Source organism: Chryseobacterium defluvii (assembly GCF_003634775.1).
Taxonomy (GTDB): Bacteria; Bacteroidota; Bacteroidia; order Flavobacteriales; family Weeksellaceae; genus Chryseobacterium; species Chryseobacterium defluvii.
The window spans coordinates 797,717-815,553 of record NZ_RBXB01000001.1 but is presented as its reverse complement, the minus strand read 5'-3'; the positions used below and the strand labels follow the sequence as shown (position 1 = coordinate 815,553).

General features: G+C 36.4%; 20 protein-coding genes. 9 read left to right on the top strand and 11 right to left on the bottom strand.

Annotated features, from left to right (window positions below; genetic code table 11):
* The first annotated feature begins 8 nt into the window (after positions 1–8).
* Both porV and BCF58_RS03915 read left to right on the top strand, forming a co-directional pair.
* Positions 9–1,172, top strand: coding sequence for a type IX secretion system outer membrane channel protein PorV (porV, locus tag BCF58_RS03920; RefSeq protein WP_121460476.1), 1,164 nt, complete (start codon positions 9–11; stop codon positions 1,170–1,172).
* A 76-nt stretch (positions 1,173–1,248) separates the two neighbouring features.
* Positions 1,249–3,513, top strand: a complete 2,265-nt coding sequence (locus tag BCF58_RS03915; protein ID WP_121460475.1) for an FUSC family protein — start codon at positions 1,249–1,251, stop codon at positions 3,511–3,513.
* On the opposite strand, the gene BCF58_RS03910 is transcribed toward BCF58_RS03915, so the two are convergent.
* Positions 3,494–4,108 (bottom strand): 4'-phosphopantetheinyl transferase family protein, encoded by a 615-nt coding sequence (locus BCF58_RS03910; RefSeq protein ID WP_121460474.1) that lies wholly within the window; start codon positions 4,106–4,108, stop codon positions 3,494–3,496. The genes BCF58_RS03915 and BCF58_RS03910 overlap by 20 nt on opposite strands.
* Positions 4,109–4,162: 54 nt before the next feature.
* On the opposite strand from BCF58_RS03910, the gene ahcY reads away from it, so the two are divergent.
* Positions 4,163–5,476: an adenosylhomocysteinase gene (ahcY, locus tag BCF58_RS03905; RefSeq protein ID WP_121460473.1), complete on the top strand. Its 1,314-nt coding sequence runs from the start codon at positions 4,163–4,165 to the stop codon at positions 5,474–5,476.
* 86 nt (positions 5,477–5,562) lie between these two features.
* Here ahcY and BCF58_RS03900 read toward each other — a convergent pair whose 3' ends face one another.
* From BCF58_RS03900 to BCF58_RS03885, 4 genes are all read right to left on the bottom strand, one after another.
* The gene (locus tag BCF58_RS03900; protein WP_147462016.1) at positions 5,563–6,585 is read right to left on the bottom strand and encodes a hypothetical protein; all 1,023 of its coding nucleotides are present in this window, start codon (positions 6,583–6,585) and stop codon (positions 5,563–5,565) included.
* 176 nt (positions 6,586–6,761) lie between these two features.
* Complete coding sequence (locus tag BCF58_RS03895) at positions 6,762–7,331, bottom strand: DUF6705 family protein (RefSeq protein ID WP_170148968.1); 570 nt, start codon at positions 7,329–7,331, stop codon at positions 6,762–6,764.
* Between the two features lie 32 nt (positions 7,332–7,363).
* Complete coding sequence (locus BCF58_RS03890) at positions 7,364–7,936, bottom strand: DUF6705 family protein (RefSeq protein WP_147462015.1); 573 nt, start codon at positions 7,934–7,936, stop codon at positions 7,364–7,366.
* Between the two features lie 21 nt (positions 7,937–7,957).
* A complete protein-coding gene (locus tag BCF58_RS03885) occupies positions 7,958–9,316 on the bottom strand; it encodes a hypothetical protein (RefSeq protein WP_121460469.1) in 1,359 nt (452 codons plus the stop codon).
* Positions 9,317–9,461: 145 nt separating this feature from the next.
* Here BCF58_RS03885 and BCF58_RS03880 point away from each other — a divergent pair, with 145 nt between their 5' ends.
* Positions 9,462–9,695 (top strand): helix-turn-helix domain-containing protein, encoded by a 234-nt coding sequence (locus BCF58_RS03880; protein WP_121460468.1) that lies wholly within the window; start codon positions 9,462–9,464, stop codon positions 9,693–9,695.
* Between the two features lie 29 nt (positions 9,696–9,724).
* Here the strand turns inward: BCF58_RS03880 and purE are convergent, their stop codons facing one another.
* Positions 9,725–10,228: a 5-(carboxyamino)imidazole ribonucleotide mutase gene (gene purE, locus BCF58_RS03875; RefSeq protein ID WP_121460467.1), complete on the bottom strand. Its 504-nt coding sequence runs from the start codon at positions 10,226–10,228 to the stop codon at positions 9,725–9,727.
* A gap of 186 nt (positions 10,229–10,414) precedes the next feature.
* On the opposite strand from purE, the gene BCF58_RS17340 reads away from it, so the two are divergent.
* Together BCF58_RS17340 and BCF58_RS03870 are read left to right on the top strand one after the other, a co-directional pair.
* Positions 10,415–10,555 (top strand): bacteriocin-like protein, encoded by a 141-nt coding sequence (locus BCF58_RS17340; RefSeq protein ID WP_170148967.1) that lies wholly within the window; start codon positions 10,415–10,417, stop codon positions 10,553–10,555.
* A 137-nt stretch (positions 10,556–10,692) separates the two neighbouring features.
* Complete coding sequence (locus tag BCF58_RS03870; protein ID WP_121460466.1) at positions 10,693–11,598, top strand: DMT family transporter; 906 nt, start codon at positions 10,693–10,695, stop codon at positions 11,596–11,598.
* Positions 11,599–11,645: 47 nt separating this feature from the next.
* Here the strand turns inward: BCF58_RS03870 and BCF58_RS03865 are convergent, their stop codons facing one another.
* Both BCF58_RS03865 and BCF58_RS03860 read right to left on the bottom strand, forming a co-directional pair.
* Positions 11,646–12,758 (bottom strand): 5-(carboxyamino)imidazole ribonucleotide synthase, encoded by a 1,113-nt coding sequence (locus tag BCF58_RS03865; protein ID WP_121460465.1) that lies wholly within the window; start codon positions 12,756–12,758, stop codon positions 11,646–11,648.
* A gap of 20 nt (positions 12,759–12,778) precedes the next feature.
* Entirely contained in the window at positions 12,779–13,330 is a 552-nt protein-coding gene (locus BCF58_RS03860; RefSeq protein ID WP_121460464.1) for a DUF1543 domain-containing protein, read from the bottom strand.
* 86 nt (positions 13,331–13,416) lie between these two features.
* On the opposite strand from BCF58_RS03860, the gene BCF58_RS03855 reads away from it, so the two are divergent.
* Both BCF58_RS03855 and BCF58_RS03850 read left to right on the top strand, forming a co-directional pair.
* Positions 13,417–14,250, top strand: a complete 834-nt coding sequence (locus BCF58_RS03855; protein ID WP_121460463.1) for a sulfite exporter TauE/SafE family protein — start codon at positions 13,417–13,419, stop codon at positions 14,248–14,250.
* Positions 14,247–14,630: a DUF1634 domain-containing protein gene (locus BCF58_RS03850; RefSeq protein ID WP_121460462.1), complete on the top strand. Its 384-nt coding sequence runs from the start codon at positions 14,247–14,249 to the stop codon at positions 14,628–14,630. Before BCF58_RS03855 ends, BCF58_RS03850 begins: the two co-directional genes overlap by 4 nt.
* 7 nt (positions 14,631–14,637) lie before the next feature.
* Here the strand turns inward: BCF58_RS03850 and gloA2 are convergent, their stop codons facing one another.
* The gene (gene gloA2, locus BCF58_RS03845; RefSeq protein WP_121460461.1) at positions 14,638–15,015 is read right to left on the bottom strand and encodes an SMU1112c/YaeR family gloxylase I-like metalloprotein; all 378 of its coding nucleotides are present in this window, start codon (positions 15,013–15,015) and stop codon (positions 14,638–14,640) included.
* A gap of 2 nt (positions 15,016–15,017) precedes the next feature.
* Entirely contained in the window at positions 15,018–15,464 is a 447-nt protein-coding gene (locus BCF58_RS03840; protein ID WP_121460460.1) for a nuclear transport factor 2 family protein, read from the bottom strand.
* A gap of 129 nt (positions 15,465–15,593) precedes the next feature.
* On the opposite strand from BCF58_RS03840, the gene BCF58_RS03835 reads away from it, so the two are divergent.
* On the top strand, positions 15,594–16,676 hold the full coding sequence (locus tag BCF58_RS03835) for an endonuclease/exonuclease/phosphatase family protein (protein ID WP_121460459.1): 1,083 nt from the start codon (positions 15,594–15,596) through the stop codon (positions 16,674–16,676).
* A 47-nt stretch (positions 16,677–16,723) separates the two neighbouring features.
* On the opposite strand, the gene BCF58_RS03830 is transcribed toward BCF58_RS03835, so the two are convergent.
* Complete coding sequence (locus tag BCF58_RS03830; RefSeq protein WP_121460458.1) at positions 16,724–17,782, bottom strand: diphosphomevalonate/mevalonate 3,5-bisphosphate decarboxylase family protein; 1,059 nt, start codon at positions 17,780–17,782, stop codon at positions 16,724–16,726.
* Positions 17,783–17,837: the final 55 nt, after the last annotated feature.

The window sequence follows — 17,837 nt, the reverse complement described above, 5'->3', positions numbered from 1 at the left end:
AACAACATATGAATTTAACTACTAAACTGTTATTAGGATTTGGTTTAAGTGCTGGTTTTTTAGGCTATTCGCAAGATTTAAGTAAAGTAAATCCAGTGTTAACCGGAGCTCCGTTCCTAAGAATTGCACCGGACGCAAGATCGGGAGGTATGGGTGATCAAGGTGTAGTTACATCGCCGGATGCATTTTCCCAATTCTGGAACGCAGCGAAATATCCTTTTAGCAGAACAAGTTCTTCCGTAGGGGTAAATTATACGCCTTATATGGGAAAACTTACCAATGATGTATTTTTACTATATGGTGCATTCCATAAATTTTTAGGCCAGGAAGAAAGATCTACGATTTCCGCAAGTATTTATTACTTCAATATGGGAGAAGTAGACTTAACACAGTTGGTAGGGAATGAAGTGGCTCCTATGGGTACATCAAAACCAAATGAATTCTCCATTGATGTTGCTTATGGTTTGAAGCTTTCTGATTCTTATTCCATGGCTGTAACAGGTAGGTTCATCCGTTCAGACTTAGGTGGAAGTTTCAATACAGACAATACCATTAAACCAGCAAACTCTTTTGCAGTAGATGTTTCAGGATACTATACTTCACCAAGATTTTCAAGTTTCGGTGGATATGACGGAAAACTAAATGCAGGTTTTGCTATTCAGAATTTAGGTCCTAAATTAGATTATACAGGAAATGAAGAATCAAGATCTTATCTTCCGACAATGGCAAGATTAGGGGTTGGTTATGACATGTACCTGGATGATGTGAATAAAGTAGGTTTAAGTATTGAAGGTTCTAAAATCTTAGTTCCTGGGTCAGAATTTGTAGGAATGGATCCCAATACAAGACAGCCTATCTATGAAATTCCTAATGTAGGGGTAATGGAAGGTATCGGAAAATCTTTCAAAAATAAGAACAGCATCATGTACAGTGCAGGTCTTGAGTATTCTTATGACAATGCTTTTGCTGTAAGAGGCGGTTATTTCCACGAAAGTGAAGAACAGGGAGCAAGACAATTTGCTACGGCAGGTATCGGATTGAAGTACCGTTCTTTCGGGCTTGATGTTTCTTACCTGATTAATATGTCTAAAATTAATACTGCTTTGGATAACACCCTTCGTTTCGGATTGACATGGAACATTGGAGATGAAACGTCTAACGTGGATTATTAAAAAAACATAATATAAAAGTTTAGAAAAGTCTCATTTTTATGAGGCTTTTTTTATTTCCAATAAGTATTTTTGTAGTATGAATTATTCAGCAGAACTTAAAAAATTTGTCACCAGCCAATATGTATATTCTGCTATCAGGATTACATTGGCAACCGTTCTGCCCTGCTTAGTTCTCGCTCACTTCGGAATTCTAAAGGAGTATTTTCTTTTTCCTCTCGGGACCAGCTTCGTTGCCCTTACCGACCAACCGGGACCTTTCATCCGGAGGAGAAACGCATTAACGTTTGCTATTTTCTGTTTTGTTCTCGTAGCTCTGATTGCCAGTCTCGTGATGAATTTTAAAATTCTTGTCCTGCTCGAGATTATTGTATTCGGAATGTTCTTTTCCCTGATTGGTGTTTACGGGCAACGATTGGCCGCAGTAGGGTCCTTATCTTTAGTCGTTCTGGCAATTTTCATTGATGGGCATCTTACAGGAAGTAATATCTTCAAAAGCCTTTTGATTTTTACTTCGGGATGTATATGGTTTTTATTGGTATTCCTCATTGTAACGACAATCCAGCCCTATAAACTGGCCAGCCAGATGATTGGGGAAAATTATCTTCAATTAGCCGAATTTTTAAAGATTAAAGCCAATTATTATCAGAAGAACCCCGACTTTGATAAACTCACCTCACAGGTTATCGCCAAGCAGATAGGCATTAAAAACCTTCAGGAGGAGACCCGCGAAACCGTTTTCAAGACAAGAACCATCGTTAATGAGTCTACAACAACCAGCCGTTTGCTGATGCTGATGTTCTTGAACTCAATGGATCTCCATGAAAAATTAATGACTTCCGAAAGTGATTACCAGAAACTTCAGCAAAGTTTTGAAGACAGTATGATTTTGGTTAACATTCATGATTACCTTAATCTGCTTTCAGAAGAAATCACCAATATCGGCATCGCTCTCCAAAGTGGTACCCGGGCAAAGCCCATGTTCAATCTGGAGCTTGAACTTAAAAATCTTAATTATAATTATTTCGAGCTTAGAAATAAGCAACTGTCTTCTGATAACCTGGAAAACTTCATGATTCTCCGCCAGATCTTAATGCGTATCAATGAAATTACCAAGGAAATCAATGAGATCTACAAAGTTTTTTCTCAAGATGTAAAGCTGGCCAAAAGTCTTTCCACAGGATTGGACCTTAAAAAGTTTATGCCGAATGAAGAAAAACTGAATTTTAAGGTATTAAGAAATAATATTTCTTTATCATCATCCCATTTCAGGCATGCTATAAGAATTACTACCGCTTTATTCATCGGCTATCTGTTTTCATTGTTTCAGCTTTTAGGGATCGGACACACCTACTGGATCTTGATTACGATCACCGCTATTTTAAAGCCCGCCTACTCTATCACCAAACAAAGAAATCTCCTCCGTTTATATGGAACGATCGCCGGCGCTTTAATCGCATATGGTATTTTGCATTTCATCCATATCAATGGGATTTTATTTACGATCCTGCTGCTGAGTATGATTTTATGTTTCAGTTTGCTGAAAGGAAAATATTTCTGGGCAGTTCTTTTCATGACTATTTATGTCTTCCTGAGCTTCAACTTTCTCAGTCCGGGAAATGTAAATGTTATTTTCAGGGATAGAATTGTTGATACAATAATTGCGGGAATTATTGCTTTTCTGGTTTCCTATATTGTATTGCCGGTATGGGAGCATACACAAAATCTGGATCTCATGAAAAAATCAGCAGAATGTAACCTGGTTTATTTCCAGAGTGTGATTGCCAAGTTCATGAAAGAAAATACAGATATCGAAGATTACAAAGTAAAACGTAAAAATGCAATCATAGCTTTGGCCAATCTTTCGGATAATTTTCAGAGAATGATTTCTGAACCTAAAAACCAACAGAAAAAACTGGAAGTTGTACACCAATTTGTAGCAACTTCACATCTTATTACTGCTTATACCGCATCTTTCTCTCAATACTCACAGGATAATAAAAAATTCCCTGAAATTGATTTTGAAGGCTGGGATAGAAAAATTGAAGCCGAAATGATGCAGGTGTCCAAACTCTTAGAAGGAGAAAAAATCAATGAAACCTTAAAAATGGAAAGCCGGCTGGAACCGGAAGATTCTTCCATTGAAGACCTTCTCCTGAAAAGAAAAACAGAAATTGAGGAAAATGAAATTGTAGACAGAAGAGATCCTGATAAGATTTCTCATCTTACGGAACTGAAAAATATTCACGATATCCTGGAACTTATTTACGATGTCGCAAAAGAGCAAAGAAAAGTAATTGAAAAATACAGAAACGAATCTGAGGCTACTCCTCCACAATCGTAAAGCAGTATTCATCAAAAAATTCCACTCTCGCTTTAAACTCATCTGAAAATTGATCGTCGTATACCCTGCAGCGGATATGATGGAGATGTTTCAGCTCAAAGGGCTTTACTTCATAATTCTTTTTTAAAGACCAGTATTTGGAATGATGGATTTTGTACATACTCTCTTTTACACTCCAGATAATGGTATAGAAAGTATCTGCTTTATCTTCAGGAATGAACCCTCTTTCGCTTTCATAAGTGAACTTATCGATCACTCTTAATATTTTGGGGTTGAACTTTTCAATATCAATCCCTATTTTATTGTTGGAAATCGCTATGGCTGCAAAAGGAAAAGAATGGGTAATGGATATTTCCGCATCTTTAGGAGACAAAAAAGGCTCTCTTTCCTTATATAAAATTTTAGAATCCGGTTTCAGGCCTTTCAAAAGCTTTCGGACCATTAATACTTCCAACAACTTTTTAGGATGATAATCTCTTACCTTTTCTACATTTTCAGGCTCTAAAAGCTCATTAATATCCAATTCTTCATTCTCATCATACTTCCATACAAGAATGGTGGCGTTGTCATCCGAAAAATCTCGATAAAGGGGCATATTTTTGGTCAGCAGGATTTTAGTTTGTAAATTTGCGAAAAATTTTTCAGATAGATGGAAACAACAACCCAATACGTTCCTTATAAAGTAAAGGATATTTCCCTGGCAGAATGGGGAAGAAAAGAAATCACTCTTGCTGAAGCTGAAATGCCTGGTTTAATGGCAATCCGTGAAGAATACGGAGCTGAACAGCCTCTTAAAGGAGCAAGAATCGCAGGATGTCTTCACATGACGATCCAAACTGCTGTGCTTATCGAGACATTAGTAGCTTTAGGGGCTGAAGTTACCTGGTCTTCTTGTAATATTTTCTCTACACAGGATCATGCTGCTGCTGCTATTGCGGCTGCGGGAATCCCGGTTTATGCTTGGAAAGGTATGAACGCTGAGGAATTCGATTGGTGTATTGAACAGACTTTATTCTTTGGTGAAGACAGAAAACCATTGAATATGATCCTTGATGACGGTGGGGATTTAACGAATATGGTTTTCGATAAATACCCGGAATTAACCAAAGAGATCAAAGGTCTTTCTGAAGAAACTACTACAGGAGTACACAGATTATACGAAAGAATGCAGAACGGTACTTTAGTAATGCCTGCTATCAACGTAAACGACTCTGTAACGAAATCTAAATTCGATAATAAATACGGATGTAGAGAATCTGCGGTAGATGCGATCAGAAGAGCTACAGACGTAATGTTAGCCGGTAAGAGAGTAATTGTTTGCGGATTCGGAGATGTAGGTAAAGGTACAGCCGCTTCATTCAGAGGAGCCGGTTCTATTGTTACGGTTACAGAAATTGACCCGATCTGTGCGCTACAGGCGGCAATGGAAGGATACGAAGTTAAAAAACTGGATACTGTTATCGAAAATGCAGATATCATTATTACAACAACCGGAAACTTCAATATTGTACAAGGTTCTCATTTCAAGAAAATGAAGGATAAAACGATCGTTTGTAACATCGGACACTTTGATAATGAAATCGATATGGCCTGGTTAAACGAAAACTATGGTTCTACAAAATACGAAGTAAAACCACAGGTTGATGTTTACAACGTGGACGGAAACGAGATCATCATTTTGGCAGAAGGTAGATTGGTCAACTTAGGATGTGCAACAGGACATCCAAGTTTCGTAATGTCTAACTCTTTCTCTAACCAGACATTGGCTCAGATCGAACTTTGGAAGCATTCAGATAAATACGAAAATAAAGTGTATACTTTACCTAAGCATCTGGATGAAAAAGTAGCAGCTCTTCACCTTAAGAAATTAGGTGTTGAACTTGAAACACTGACTGAAGAACAAGCTAAATATATTGGTGTAACAGTGGACGGGCCATTCAAACCTGAATATTACAGATACTAATATTTTTTGATCTTAATAAAATAAAAAAACGCTCCGAATCCGGGGCGTTTTTTATTGCTATGAAGCGAAACCTCCAACCGGAGGTTTTATTTTTCCCAGTATTCTATTTTTCTAATCCATTTATACAAATCCTTTCCATTTACATTTTTTATAATTTCTGTCCAATTTCTTTGCTTATCAAATTTGTATTTGAATATGACCTCAGTCGGTTTTAAATCTTCTTTATTTTTCCCCCAAGTGTCTAAATAAAAAAGTTTTTCTATTTGATTATGTTTATATACAAACTGAATTTGATTTGAAATATTTCCCTGATAAAAATGTGTTTTTGTTTTAAGGTTTCCGTCATTATAATATTCATAAATTATTGATGATGTACTTGCATAACCTCCATCTTTTATTTCTTCACGATATTTTCCGTCTTTCTCTAATACAAAATAATGATATTTGTCATCCTGAATTTGTGTTTCTTTTTTAATTCTTCCTAATGAGTCGCGTTCGTATTTCATATATCCACTTTGGAAAAGTTTTTTGTTATAACGATCAATTTTGTAATCGAAGAATTTTGATTCTTTAATTTGAAACTCGTTGTCATAAAAATTAACCTGACAAAGTTTTTTACGGAAAATTGAATCTTTTCCTTCTTGAAAAGAATTTTCTCCAACCTTTTTCCATATGAAATCGGTTACAGCAAAAATACTATCGGTTTTTGATAAAGTATCAAATTTTGTTTCTAAGAATGGGCCATAAAATTCACGATTCCCAAAATAGATTTTAGCAGGTTCATTTTCCCATTTTGAGCGATATTCTATAAATTTTATTTTTTTACTTGGGCCCTTATAAATATTCTTCTTGTTGGTTGTAGAATATTTATCAGTAGACCTTTCATTTATTAGTCTCCCCAGACTATCGTATGTATAAGTATAATCATCAACAATTTCACCCGATCTGTAATACCATGTTTCTTTTGTAATATTTCGGTTTTTGTCATAATAAGTCTCATTATTGATGTATCTGCAAAAATCTGATCCAAACCATGTACCCGACATACTTTCTCTCAAATTCTTTGGCTTCATTATGGTAGCATGACCATACTCATCATCACCTTTCATAAAAGTAAAGGGTCCCGAATCATTCAGAAAAATCACATATTCTTTTACATATTTTGGTTTTCCCAGAACAGAATCTTTTATAACCTGAGAATTAAAATAAGCAGATAAAAAAGTCAAAATAAATAATATTTGTCTCATATTTCATCATTTGAAAAAGCCTCCGGAGAGGCTTTGTATTATTGTTTTGTAAAAATTAAATCCTTTGTCTCGGGAAGATAAATTGTTGTGTCTAAAGTAGGAGGACATTTATCTGCTGTTGTCGTAATATCATTGGGTTTGTATTCCCAAGAAATTTGATTTGAATTAATTTTTTTAAGTATAACTTTCCCCCAACCAACATTACAGTTCGTTCCACTATAAGCAAGATTCACCGCGTTTTGAGCAGTCCTTGTACTGATGCTATATAGTTTAATATTATATGTATTATTATTTTGAGTGTCCTGTAAAATAGTACCTGATGAATTTTTCACAATATATTTTACAATTAAGGCATCCATATAATAATTTTTATGGGAACTTTCTTCTAATTTATTTTCTTGTTTGGTAATATATAAAGTAATTTCATTCCCATTAAAATTAGCTTTATAAGTACCTATATATGGAGCTAATTCGTTATTAGTATCTTTAAGGTAAGCTCCATTAGGAATAGTCGAAAAAGCTGTATTAAGAGGTAAAGTTTGCGCTTTACAAGATACTAAACTCATAGTTAATACTAATGTAAATAGCAATTTTAATTTATTTTTCATCATTTGGTAAAAGCCTCTGAAGAGGCATTATATTATTGCTTAGTAAAAATTAAATCCTTTGTCTCAGGAAGATAAATAGTAGTGTCTAAAGTTGGAGGGCATTTATCTGCTGTTGTAGTTATATCATTAGGACGATATTCCCAAGAAATCTGTGTTGGGTTAATCTTTTTTAATTTAATTCCTCCAAAGCCAACATTACAATTTGTTCCTGTATAAACAAAATTTATAGTATTTTCAACAGAATCAATATCAATACTGTATAAAGCTGCAATATTAAGGTTATTATTCTGAGTATCTTGCAAAATAATTCCTGAGGAATTTTTTACAATATACTTTATTACTAAAGCATCCATATAATAATTTTTTTGAGAACTTTCTTCTAATTTGTGTTCTTGTTTGGTAATAAATAAAGTAACTTCATTACCATTGAAGCTTGTTTTGTAGATTCCCACATAAGGATTTAATTCATTATTAGTGTCTTTTACGTAAGCACCATTTGGAATATCTAAAAAGGAAGTATTTAGAGGTAAAGTTTGCGCTTTACAAGACATTAAGATTATAAATAATGTTAATGCGAATAAAATTTTTGTCTTTATTGTATTCATATTTATTTTTTTAATTGATTATTAAGGACAAGGTGTTCCAACGGGCATACCGTTAATATCTTCAGCGACATTATAAACTGTTCCATTGGGCTCTACTCGTTGTAGATTTACCTTTCCACTTAAATTCATAATTTTTAATGTTTCAAGAAATAATTTTTCCAATCCTTTTTCATTAAGGTCTCCTGAAGTTTTAATGTATGTTGACCCGTTCTTAGATTTATTTGTTAAATTACTTACAAGCTTTTGATAATCTGTTACAAACTTATTCATTTGTGTAGGCGTATAAACATAACTTCCCAATTCCGTACCAGTTCCCGCATAATTTATTACATAGTGTATATATTGTACATTATCAGGAGGGCAATTACACCATTCTGCAGCAATCATACCAAAATAGGCATTTCCCACCCCGTCTTGTGCGCTTTGTGCTGCGGCAAATCCAAATAAGGTATCTGCGATATCCGGCGGCGAAAACATATGGGTTCCAGTTGCAGTATGGTTATGATAGGCTCCATAGCCATCAGTTACATTATTAAAAACTACTTTGTGGCTTGCATTAACATCTGCAGGGACTATGGTGCCATCTTTTTTCTCTTTAAAGCCAATCTCTCCGGCATTAATGTCAGAAAGCGTTTTCTTGGCCTGATCCTTCACATCACTTATTCCTTGCTGTACATTCGGTTTGTTAAGGTTTGATTTTGTTTTTTCACAAGGAGTAAGATTCTGAGGATTATTAGGATCGGTAGTGCTTCCGCCACCGCCACCATAATCAAAACCGCCACTGCCTCCGCTTTCCCAGCTAGGGTCAGAATAATCCAGGTAAGAATAGCAATTCGTGTAGTAGTTAGTCTCCCAGTGTCCTCCTGAATTAGGATCAGTCTCACTGTTCGGGTACCATAAAGATACGCTTTGTGTTACACAGATGCTGCCTTTTTGGGTACTGGTGTTATCATTTTCTGGTTTCTGCGCAGGTTTCACCTGAGTATATTTCCCAAAAATAATGCTGTTGAAAAATTCATTGTTTTTTTCTGAATTTTCATATTTGAAATATACTTTCTTATCAAACCTTGCACAGGAGAGTGTACTTACTACCTTGTTGTTTTCTACAATGGGAACCACCATAAAAGTTTCATCATACTTTCCCATGCTCATGGCATAATCCCATTGAGGCACTCCGTTTACCCTTTTTATTTCAGATTCATGCTCAGAGTAGATTTTGATGATGTTTTTAATGTATTTTTCATCCTCTTTCCAGAGGCTTTTGGAATGATATTCCACCGTTGCAGCATTTTCAGCGGAATATACTTCATCGTGTACACAGGAATACACGGTAAACAGGAAGGCTATTAACAGGAATAGCCTGAGATAATTTTTTCTCATAAGTTTGTGTTTTTCGTTGTTAAAAATATAAATTTTTTTTTATCTCCCAAATATGGGAAAATATTTTTGCCAAATATATAATAAAAAAAATAAATAGCGCACATATGAGTTTATTTTTTCTTACATCAAGGCTCAACTTTGCTTTGTGAACAATGTAAGAAATCCTGATTTCATAAGAGCTTTTGGAGATAATCTAAAAAAATTAAGAGCAGAAAAAAAAATATCGCAAGAAGAATTAGCCAATTCTTCTGACATTCCCATATCTCAAATTGGAAGAATAGAAAGAGGAGAAGTTAATACAACAATAAGTACGATCTATGTGATTTCTAAAGCATTAGAAATAGACATCAAAGAACTTTTTGATTTTCCTATAAAATAAAAAACGCTTCGAAATCCGAAGCGTTTTGTTTATTGATCATACTGATTAGGATGCTGTGCCTTAATATCATCTACCGTTCCCAATACTTTATCTTTTAAAGAATCCTGATATTTTTGAAGTTTTTCTGCAATGCTCTGATCTCCACTGCCTAAGATTTTTGCGGCCAAAATCCCTGCATTTAAAGCACCATTCAAAGCGACAGTAGCTACCGGAATTCCCCCCGGCATCTGAAGAATGGAAAGTACGGAATCCCAGCCGTCAATGGAATTACTAGACAAGATCGGAACACCTATTACAGGCAATGTGGTACAGCTGGCTACCATTCCCGGAAGATGTGCTGCTCCGCCCGCTCCGGCAATAATTACTTTTAAGCCCCTTTCCTGAGCCGTTTTGGCATAATCAAACATTCTTTCCGGTGTTCTGTGTGCGGAAACTACCGTAAGCTCGTACGGGATCTGTAAGCTTTTTAAAAATCCGGCCGCCTGTTCCATAATCGGTAAGTCGCTCTGACTTCCCATAATAATTCCTACCATTTTACTATATATTAGATGCTCAAAGATAAAAAATTAAAGTCTTTTTTGAAAACGGACTTTTGTACCAGCCTATGAATCTGTAATGAGCAAATACCTCAACCGCAGTGTGAGTTAAACTGTGTTAAATTTGTTGATTTCTCCGTTTTTTTTACAACATTTGTTATGCCAACATAAAAAATCAAAACAATGAAAAATTTGAAAAAACTTCAAAAGGACGAGTTAAAAAAAATCGTAGGGGGTATCAATTGTACAGGGGGCCAGCTTTGTTTCAGAAACGGCAAATGGGTCTGCGTAGCTTATGATACCTGTGGCGGATTCGAGCCTTAAATACAAGAGAGTACATCATGTACTCTTTTTTTATGCCGCAAATTCATTATAATTTTAAACTATAGTTTTTATAAATAGACTTCGTATCTCTTTTCAGTAAAGATTAAATATCTTTGTACCTCCATTTCATCTATATTTTGAAAGATTATAAACTTACTTTCGCCATACTCACTGTAGCTATCGTCTGGGGAACCACATTTCTTTCTATCCGTATTGCAGTAGAAACAATTCCTGCATGGTTTGTAGCCGGAATCCGTCAGTTCCTTGCTGCTGTCATTATGTTTATCGTTCTGATCTACCGAGGACAATTTCAATGGATTGGCTGGCGAAATTTAGGATATCAGATCATTTTTTCCTTATTAATGCTGATCATAGCCAATGGAATGACCACAGTAGCTGAAGAGACCGTTACGAGCAGTCTGACTTCTCTGATAAGCGCCTGCTCTCCTATCATGATATTTTTGGGAAGTGTGGCTCTGGGCTTACAAAAGTTCAGTTTTAAGGCTTTGGTGGGAGTTCTGATGTGCTTCAGCGGCATCCTCTTTATTTTCTGGGATGGCATCCATGATCTGAAAAACCCGGATTATGCCATGGGAATCTTTTATCTTTTCATAGCAATCGTCGGATGGGCATCCGGAACACTTTATACCAAGAAGCTGAACCTTCAAAGCGGAAATATTTCCTTAAATCTGTTTTACCAGTTTGCTTTTGCCGGAATTGTGCAGATCATTTTTGCTTTTCTTTTTTCGGAAAATTACAATTTCGGAAACTGGAGTATAAGAAGTATTTCTGCGACGCTCTATCTTGCTGTTTTCGGATCTGTTGCAGCTTTTTTTGCTTATCATTATGCGCTAACCAAGGTCTCTCCCGTACAGGTTTCTATTTTGGCGTATATCAATACCATAATCTCTATATTTTTAAGCTGGCTGATTCTGGATGAACACATTTCTTTTAAATTCATCCTTGCTGCCATATTAATCATTCTGGGAATATTTATTATTAACTATAACCCTGAAATGTTTAAAAAGCAAAGGGTTGAATAATATAACCGATAAAAACAAAAGACTGTTTTCCAACAGTCTTTTGTTTATTATTCAGCGATCACTCTCACCATTTCTTTTACTTTTATCAGCTTTTCCATCAGCTCTTCCCTGGAATCTGCGAGTACATTGATGTGTCCCATTTTCCTGCCCGGTTTGGTTTCCGTTTTGCCATACAAATGAATATATGTTTTAGGAAGTTTTAGAACCTCATCCATTCCTTCATAAATTACTTTTCCCGCATATCCTTCTGCTCCTACCAGATTCAGCATTCCACTGTATGTTATAATATCCGTATCTGCCAAAGGAAGGTTTTTTATCACCCTGTACATCTGCTCAAACTGGGAATTGGCATTTCCTTCCTGGCTTTGGTGGCCGGAATTATGTAATCTGGGAGCCGTTTCGTTGACCCACACTTTACCTTTTTTATCCAGGAATAATTCAATAGCAAAAAGTCCGGGAGAATGAATGGCATTCAGGAATTTTTCCGTGATGGAATCAATTTGCCTCTGAATATCTTCTGAGAGGAAAACCGGACAAATATTGAAATCCAAAAGGTTTAATTTCGGATCGGCTACCATTTCGGTAACCGGGAACGTTTTGGTTTCTCCGCTTTCGTTTCGGGCTACAATAACGGAAAGCTCTTTATCAATATCCACCAGGCTTTCAATAACGGATGGTTCCGTCCATAGATGTTGATAATCTTCTTCCGTCCGGATCACCTGGACACCTTTTCCGTCATATCCTCCTGTATTCATTTTCTGAACAAAAGGAAGCGGCATAATGATCTTCTCGTCACTGTTCCAGATAATCTGGAATTCCGGGCTCGGTATATCATGGATCTTATAAAATTCTTTCTGAAGAATCTTCTGTTGAATCGTCTTGATAATATGAGGATTCGGAACTATTTTTATACCCTGACTTTCCAGTTCAGCCAAGGCATCTGCATTCACATGCTCAATTTCTATCGTGACAACATCTTTGTCCTTACCGAAATTCAGAACCGTTTCATAATCATTAAAATTCCCTTGCGTAAAGTAGGAGATGTTGTGGCATGGTGCATCAGAAGCGGGGTCGAGTGTATAAAACTGATCATCATATTTTAATGCGCTCTGTATCAGCATTCTTCCCAGCTGTCCGCCTCCTAAAATTCCTATTTTCATTTTTATTTCCTGGATTTATTTTAAATTTTATCTATTTTCAGATATCCCAATCCTATTGGGTTTTCCTTATTTTCTGCATCGGATTTCTCAAGGATAATAGAATATTTCTCTTTCATGGCCTGTGGCAGGATATCATTCACATTGAAAATATCGTCAATATCCACTCCATGTTTATCATCGATATGGCTGACTGCATTTTCGAATCCCATCGTTTTGTAAAATTCAGTTTCTTTTACTCTTTTCACTACCTCTCCCATCGAACTTCCCACCATCAGATGCTGCTCATGAAATTCTTCAAAATATCCTTTTTTATAGCCTCCGAGATTGATAAAATACAACTGGTCTGCAGACGTAATATTGGTAGATTTTTCAACAATTTTCACTTCATAACCATCTGCAAACCTCACTTCCTGATAACAGTCGATATGAATTTTCCCATCCGCTTCTTTCCAGAAATCCTTCATATGCGGAACCAGTTCCTTCAGGTTTTCAGCGATTCCGAAAAACACGTCATGCTGCTCAATATTCCTTCCTTTTGGGGTTGCACCCAGAATAATATAGAATAATTTCATATTACTTTTTATGTCCACAAAAATACGTTAAAATTATCTTTTTTTAAAGTTTGGCAGAGAACGTCAAATAGTTTTATATTTGTAACATGTCAGAAATCATCATTCTCTTTCTCGGAGCAATTTCGGCCGGACTTTTAGGTTCGCTTACAGGTTTGGGAGGAGGAGTTATCATTATTCCATTATTAACATTAGGCTATGGTGTTCCTATGCATTATGCGATCGGAGCCTCATTAATTTCCGTGATCGGTACCTCATCCGGTGCTGCCGTTGCATTTGTAAAGGAAGGGTTTACCAATATGAGGATCGGAATGTTTCTGGAAATCGCCACCACGGCAGGTGCTATTGTGGGTGCATTGGTTTCAGGAATGCTGAATCCCAATACTATCGGGATTATTTTTGCAAGCATCCTGCTTCTGACTGTTATTTTAAATCTTAAAGGAAAACCAGACCATCAGGAACCTTTGATCCAGGGAAGTCTGGAAGAAAAACTTAAATTATATGGTACCTTTCCGGATAAAGGAGGCATCATTAAAAAATATTCTGCAAGAAATACGATTCCCGGATTTTTTATGATGATGTTTGCAGGAGCCATGTCCGGACTCTTGGGAATTGGTTCCGGTGCTTTGAAAGTTCTTGCAATGGATAATATGATGAAGCTGCCATTCAAAGTTTCTACGACGACGAGTAATTTCATGATTGGGGTAACGGCTGTTGCGGGCGCACTGATCTATTTTCAGAGAGGAGAGATCATTCCGGTAATTGTTGCTCCGGTACTGATTGGTGTTGTTGTAGGAAGTTTTATAGGATCCAAAACATTAATGGTTTCCAAAACCAAAAAGCTGAAAACATTCTTTGCGATTGTGATTACCATTTTATCGGTATATATGATGTATAACGGAATAAACCAAAGCTTCAGATGAGAAAGAACTTCACTGATATTGACCTGAACCGTTCCGTTGGAAACCTCTTAAGATTAGGTGTCATTTTATCTGTGATCACTTCACTGATCGGATTCATCAAGCTTTTCCTGGAAGGCTTTAAGATGCCTAAAAACTATTCAGCCTTTGATATAGGCAACTCTTCAGAAAAAGTATGGGGACATTTCTGGAATTCTTTATGCAAAGGAGAAGGTATGGCCATTATCCAGCTGGGGATCCTTTTATTAATTTTCACCCCGCTGATGAGAATTATATTTGCCTTAATCGGTTATCTGAAAGAGAGGGATTATACTTATGTCATCATTTCGTCTATCGTCTTGATCATTATGGCGATCAGCTTCTTTACCGGATATGCTCATTAATTTTAATTTATACTGCATAAAACTCTAATGGCAACTGATCGGGGTCCTGGGTAAAGAAAAATTCTTTTCCGGTAAATTCATCAATCCTGATTTCCTCACAATGCAGGCCTTTTTCCAATAATTCCTGCCTTTTACCTTTTATATTATCCACAGAAAAAGCAAGATGCCTTAAACCGCAGGCTTCCGGATGTGACGGTCTTTGGGGAGGATCAGGAAATGAGAATAATTCAATGATGTAATGATCCCCTATGGCCAGATCCAGCTTGTAAGATTTTCTTTCCGCACGATACACTTCGCGGATGATATTCAATCCTAAAATTTCCGTATAGAATTTTTTTGAAATCTGATAATCTGAACAGATGATCGCTATATGATGAATTTTCATTTCTATTTTGTTTCTCCGCAATTGTCCTTTCTTCTTGTATCAATTAAATACTGAATTTTCCATTCATTATTCTGCTTCACCAATTGAAAGCTGTTGGCTCCGCAATGCAGAAATTTTCCCTTATAATAAAATTGGTAAGGGGTAAAAACACTTGCCAGATTTCCGTCGGTATGAACAGCTTCTATCGTTATTCTTTCATCCAGATCATTTTTGGAAACTTTGGAAATGGTAGCAATAAAATCCTGTACATTATCGGTCTTCACGGCTCCCTCTTTCGTAATAGTCTGGAAAATGGCATTTTCTGCAAAAACTGTTTTCAAAAGTTCCGGATCTGCATTTTTCATGGCCAGAAAAAGATTCCTGATGGGCTTTTCCACCTCCTGGTTTGGAGTTTGCTGCCCAAAGCAGAAGGCACTGCACAATAGTAGAAGTAAGGTTACTTTATTCATATATTGAATTATCTGATAGATAAAAATAGGGAAAATTTGATTGACACTCCTATAAATTTAATAAAGTTTAAAGATAAATAATTGCATTTTTACAGAATTCATTTATTTTTATCTGCTAGATTACAAAATATGTGGACCATTTATTTATTCCTCACCGTATTGTTACTGCTTTTGACGGTATTGCCTAAAATACAGCATTCGCACTGGGTATTCCGGGTACCCGAATTCGGGAAGATACAGATCACTTATTTTATTCTGATCACATTGATTCTCGGCTTTTTAATTGATGCCCCGGAAAACCTGTGGTATTATCAGGGGCTTTTAATGATAATGTTTGTTCATCATGGGGTTACCCTTATTAAATACACCCCTCTTTATCCTGTGAAGAAACATACCCAAAAGCATCAATCTTCTGAACACATCCATTTTATTTCCGCCAATGTATATCAATTCAATAAAGAGTATGAAAGGTTCATTAAGCTGATAGAAAAATATCACCCGGAAATGTTTCTGACCATGGAAAGCAACAGTGACTGGGAAATGGCATTGTGTACTTTAGAAAAAGAATATCCTTATCAGCATAAAGTGACCCTGGAAAACACTTATGGCATGCATTTTTATTCTAAAATTGAGATTCAGGAAGCGAAAACACATTATTTTGTGGCCGATGATATTCCAAGCATTGAAGTGCACCTGAGAACCAACGACGGCTTTTCCTTTGTTTTTTTCGGAGTCCATCCACCGCCCCCAAGTCCTACGGAAGAAGAAACTTCAAAAGAAAGGGACGGTGATCTGCTGAGTGCTGCAAAACGGGTAAAAGAAATCCATAAGCCAGTGATTGTAGTGGGTGATTTTAATAATGTCGCTTGGTCAAAATCTTCCGTTTTATTCAGAAAGGTGAGTCATTTAATTGATCCCAGAATCGGGCATTCATTTGTTTCTACCTTCCACGCTAAATATCGTTTATTGAGATTTCCGATCGATCTGATGTTTCATAGTGAGGATATTTTCATCAATCAGCTTAAAACCTTAGAAAATTTCGGATCTGATCACCTTCCGGTATATTGTGAGTTTTTCATCGATCATCACAATGATGCACAGGAAGAAAGAGTGGAAACAGCCACTTCTGAAGAAAAAGCAGAAGCAGAAGAAATGATCCAGGAAGGAAAAGAAGAAGACGGAGACCGTGATGTGATAGCTACTGAGGATTAATATTCAGTACTAAAAAAAGAACGGGCTAAAGCCCGTTCCAGAATATCTTAAAATTTCATTACGTCTTTCACTACTCCGTTTTTCTGAGTATGTGGTAATAATTCAGCTTCAATAAAGGTTTTGATTTTTTCTTCAGAGCCATCGTTCGGGAACAGAAGGTGTACGTTTGCTCCGGCATCTAAAGTAAAGAATAATGGCAAGCCGGTTTCTTTCCTGAAATCCCAGATTTTATTGATTACTTCCAGCGTTCCTGTTTTCATCAGAATAAAAGCAGGATCACTCATCATCATCATAGCGTGAAGAGTAAGCGCCTCATGCTCCACCAATTTGATAAATTCTTTCAAATCGCCACTTTTAAGAATTGCTTTCATCGGAACAAAATTCTCTCTGGCTTCCCGGAACCTTCTTTCTGCATAAGGATTCGTTTTCATTAAGCCATGCCCGACGGTTGAAGAAACGCTTTTCTGCCCTTCATGAATCAATAGAACCCAGTCATTAAAATCCTTAAAAACATCATGAATTTCAGAATCGGGATATTTTACGGCAAACAGATCTGAGCTTCCTTCCACTTCATGAGATTTTCCCCAGACCACCAATCCGTTGTACAGGCTCCTGCATGCGCTTCCGCTTCCCAATCTTGATAAAAAAGAGGCTTTCTGTAAAGATTCTTCTTCGGATGATTTTCCTGAAAAATCCTCATCCAGTTTCATGAGGCATTTGGCGATAGCTCCAAATCCTGAAGCAGAGCTGGCAATTCCTGAACTGTGCGGGAATGTGTTTTCCGTTTGGATCACATATTTTCCTTTTAAGATCCACGGAAGGTATTGCTCTATATTTCTGAAGTATTTTTCAATTTTCTCGGCAAACTTTATTTCCTCATTTCCTGCTAAAAAAGTTTGCACGGAAAATGGCTCATTCGCCAAAAACTCTATTGTTGTATTGGTTTTGCAGTGGTTCAGTGTATAACTGATACTCGGGTTTGCAGGGATCTGATGATCATATTTACCCCAATATTTGATCAGGGCAATATTTGACGGGCAGCTTTCTGAAACGGTTTGTGCCCGTATCGTATAATTTTCTTTTCCTAAAAATTCCTGTGTTGTCATAGTTTAATTTAAATATCATCAATAAATGGTATTCCGAACAGAGTCCGGATGACAT

Excerpts from the sequence above, each read along its gene's own strand:
- porV (WP_121460476.1), top strand. The coding sequence starts at position 9 with ATGAATTTAACTACTAAACTGTTATTAGGATTTGGTTTAAGTGCTGGT.
- ahcY (WP_121460473.1), top strand. The coding sequence starts at position 4,163 with ATGGAAACAACAACCCAATACGTTCCTTATAAAGTAAAGGATATTTCC.
- BCF58_RS03850 (WP_121460462.1), top strand. The coding sequence starts at position 14,247 with ATGAGAAAGAACTTCACTGATATTGACCTGAACCGTTCCGTTGGAAAC.
- purE (WP_121460467.1), bottom strand. The coding sequence starts at position 10,228 with ATGGTAGGAATTATTATGGGAAGTCAGAGCGACTTACCGATTATGGAA.
- BCF58_RS03890 (WP_147462015.1), bottom strand. The coding sequence starts at position 7,936 with ATGAATACAATAAAGACAAAAATTTTATTCGCATTAACATTATTTATA.
- BCF58_RS03885 (WP_121460469.1), bottom strand. The coding sequence starts at position 9,316 with ATGAGAAAAAATTATCTCAGGCTATTCCTGTTAATAGCCTTCCTGTTT.
- BCF58_RS03895 (WP_170148968.1), bottom strand. The coding sequence starts at position 7,331 with ATGAAAAATAAATTAAAATTGCTATTTACATTAGTATTAACTATGAGT.
- BCF58_RS03900 (WP_147462016.1), bottom strand. The coding sequence starts at position 6,585 with ATGAAAGGTGATGATGAGTATGGTCATGCTACCATAATGAAGCCAAAG.
- BCF58_RS03915 (WP_121460475.1), top strand. The coding sequence starts at position 1,249 with ATGAATTATTCAGCAGAACTTAAAAAATTTGTCACCAGCCAATATGTA.
- BCF58_RS03910 (WP_121460474.1), bottom strand. The coding sequence starts at position 4,108 with ATGCCCCTTTATCGAGATTTTTCGGATGACAACGCCACCATTCTTGTA.
- gloA2 (WP_121460461.1), bottom strand. The coding sequence starts at position 15,015 with ATGAAAATTCATCATATAGCGATCATCTGTTCAGATTATCAGATTTCA.
- BCF58_RS03830 (WP_121460458.1), bottom strand. The coding sequence starts at position 17,782 with ATGACAACACAGGAATTTTTAGGAAAAGAAAATTATACGATACGGGCA.
- BCF58_RS03855 (WP_121460463.1), top strand. The coding sequence starts at position 13,417 with ATGTCAGAAATCATCATTCTCTTTCTCGGAGCAATTTCGGCCGGACTT.
- BCF58_RS03835 (WP_121460459.1), top strand. The coding sequence starts at position 15,594 with ATGTGGACCATTTATTTATTCCTCACCGTATTGTTACTGCTTTTGACG.
- BCF58_RS17340 (WP_170148967.1), top strand. The coding sequence starts at position 10,415 with ATGAAAAATTTGAAAAAACTTCAAAAGGACGAGTTAAAAAAAATCGTA.
- BCF58_RS03840 (WP_121460460.1), bottom strand. The coding sequence starts at position 15,464 with ATGAATAAAGTAACCTTACTTCTACTATTGTGCAGTGCCTTCTGCTTT.
- BCF58_RS03860 (WP_121460464.1), bottom strand. The coding sequence starts at position 13,330 with ATGAAATTATTCTATATTATTCTGGGTGCAACCCCAAAAGGAAGGAAT.
- BCF58_RS03865 (WP_121460465.1), bottom strand. The coding sequence starts at position 12,758 with ATGAAAATAGGAATTTTAGGAGGCGGACAGCTGGGAAGAATGCTGATA.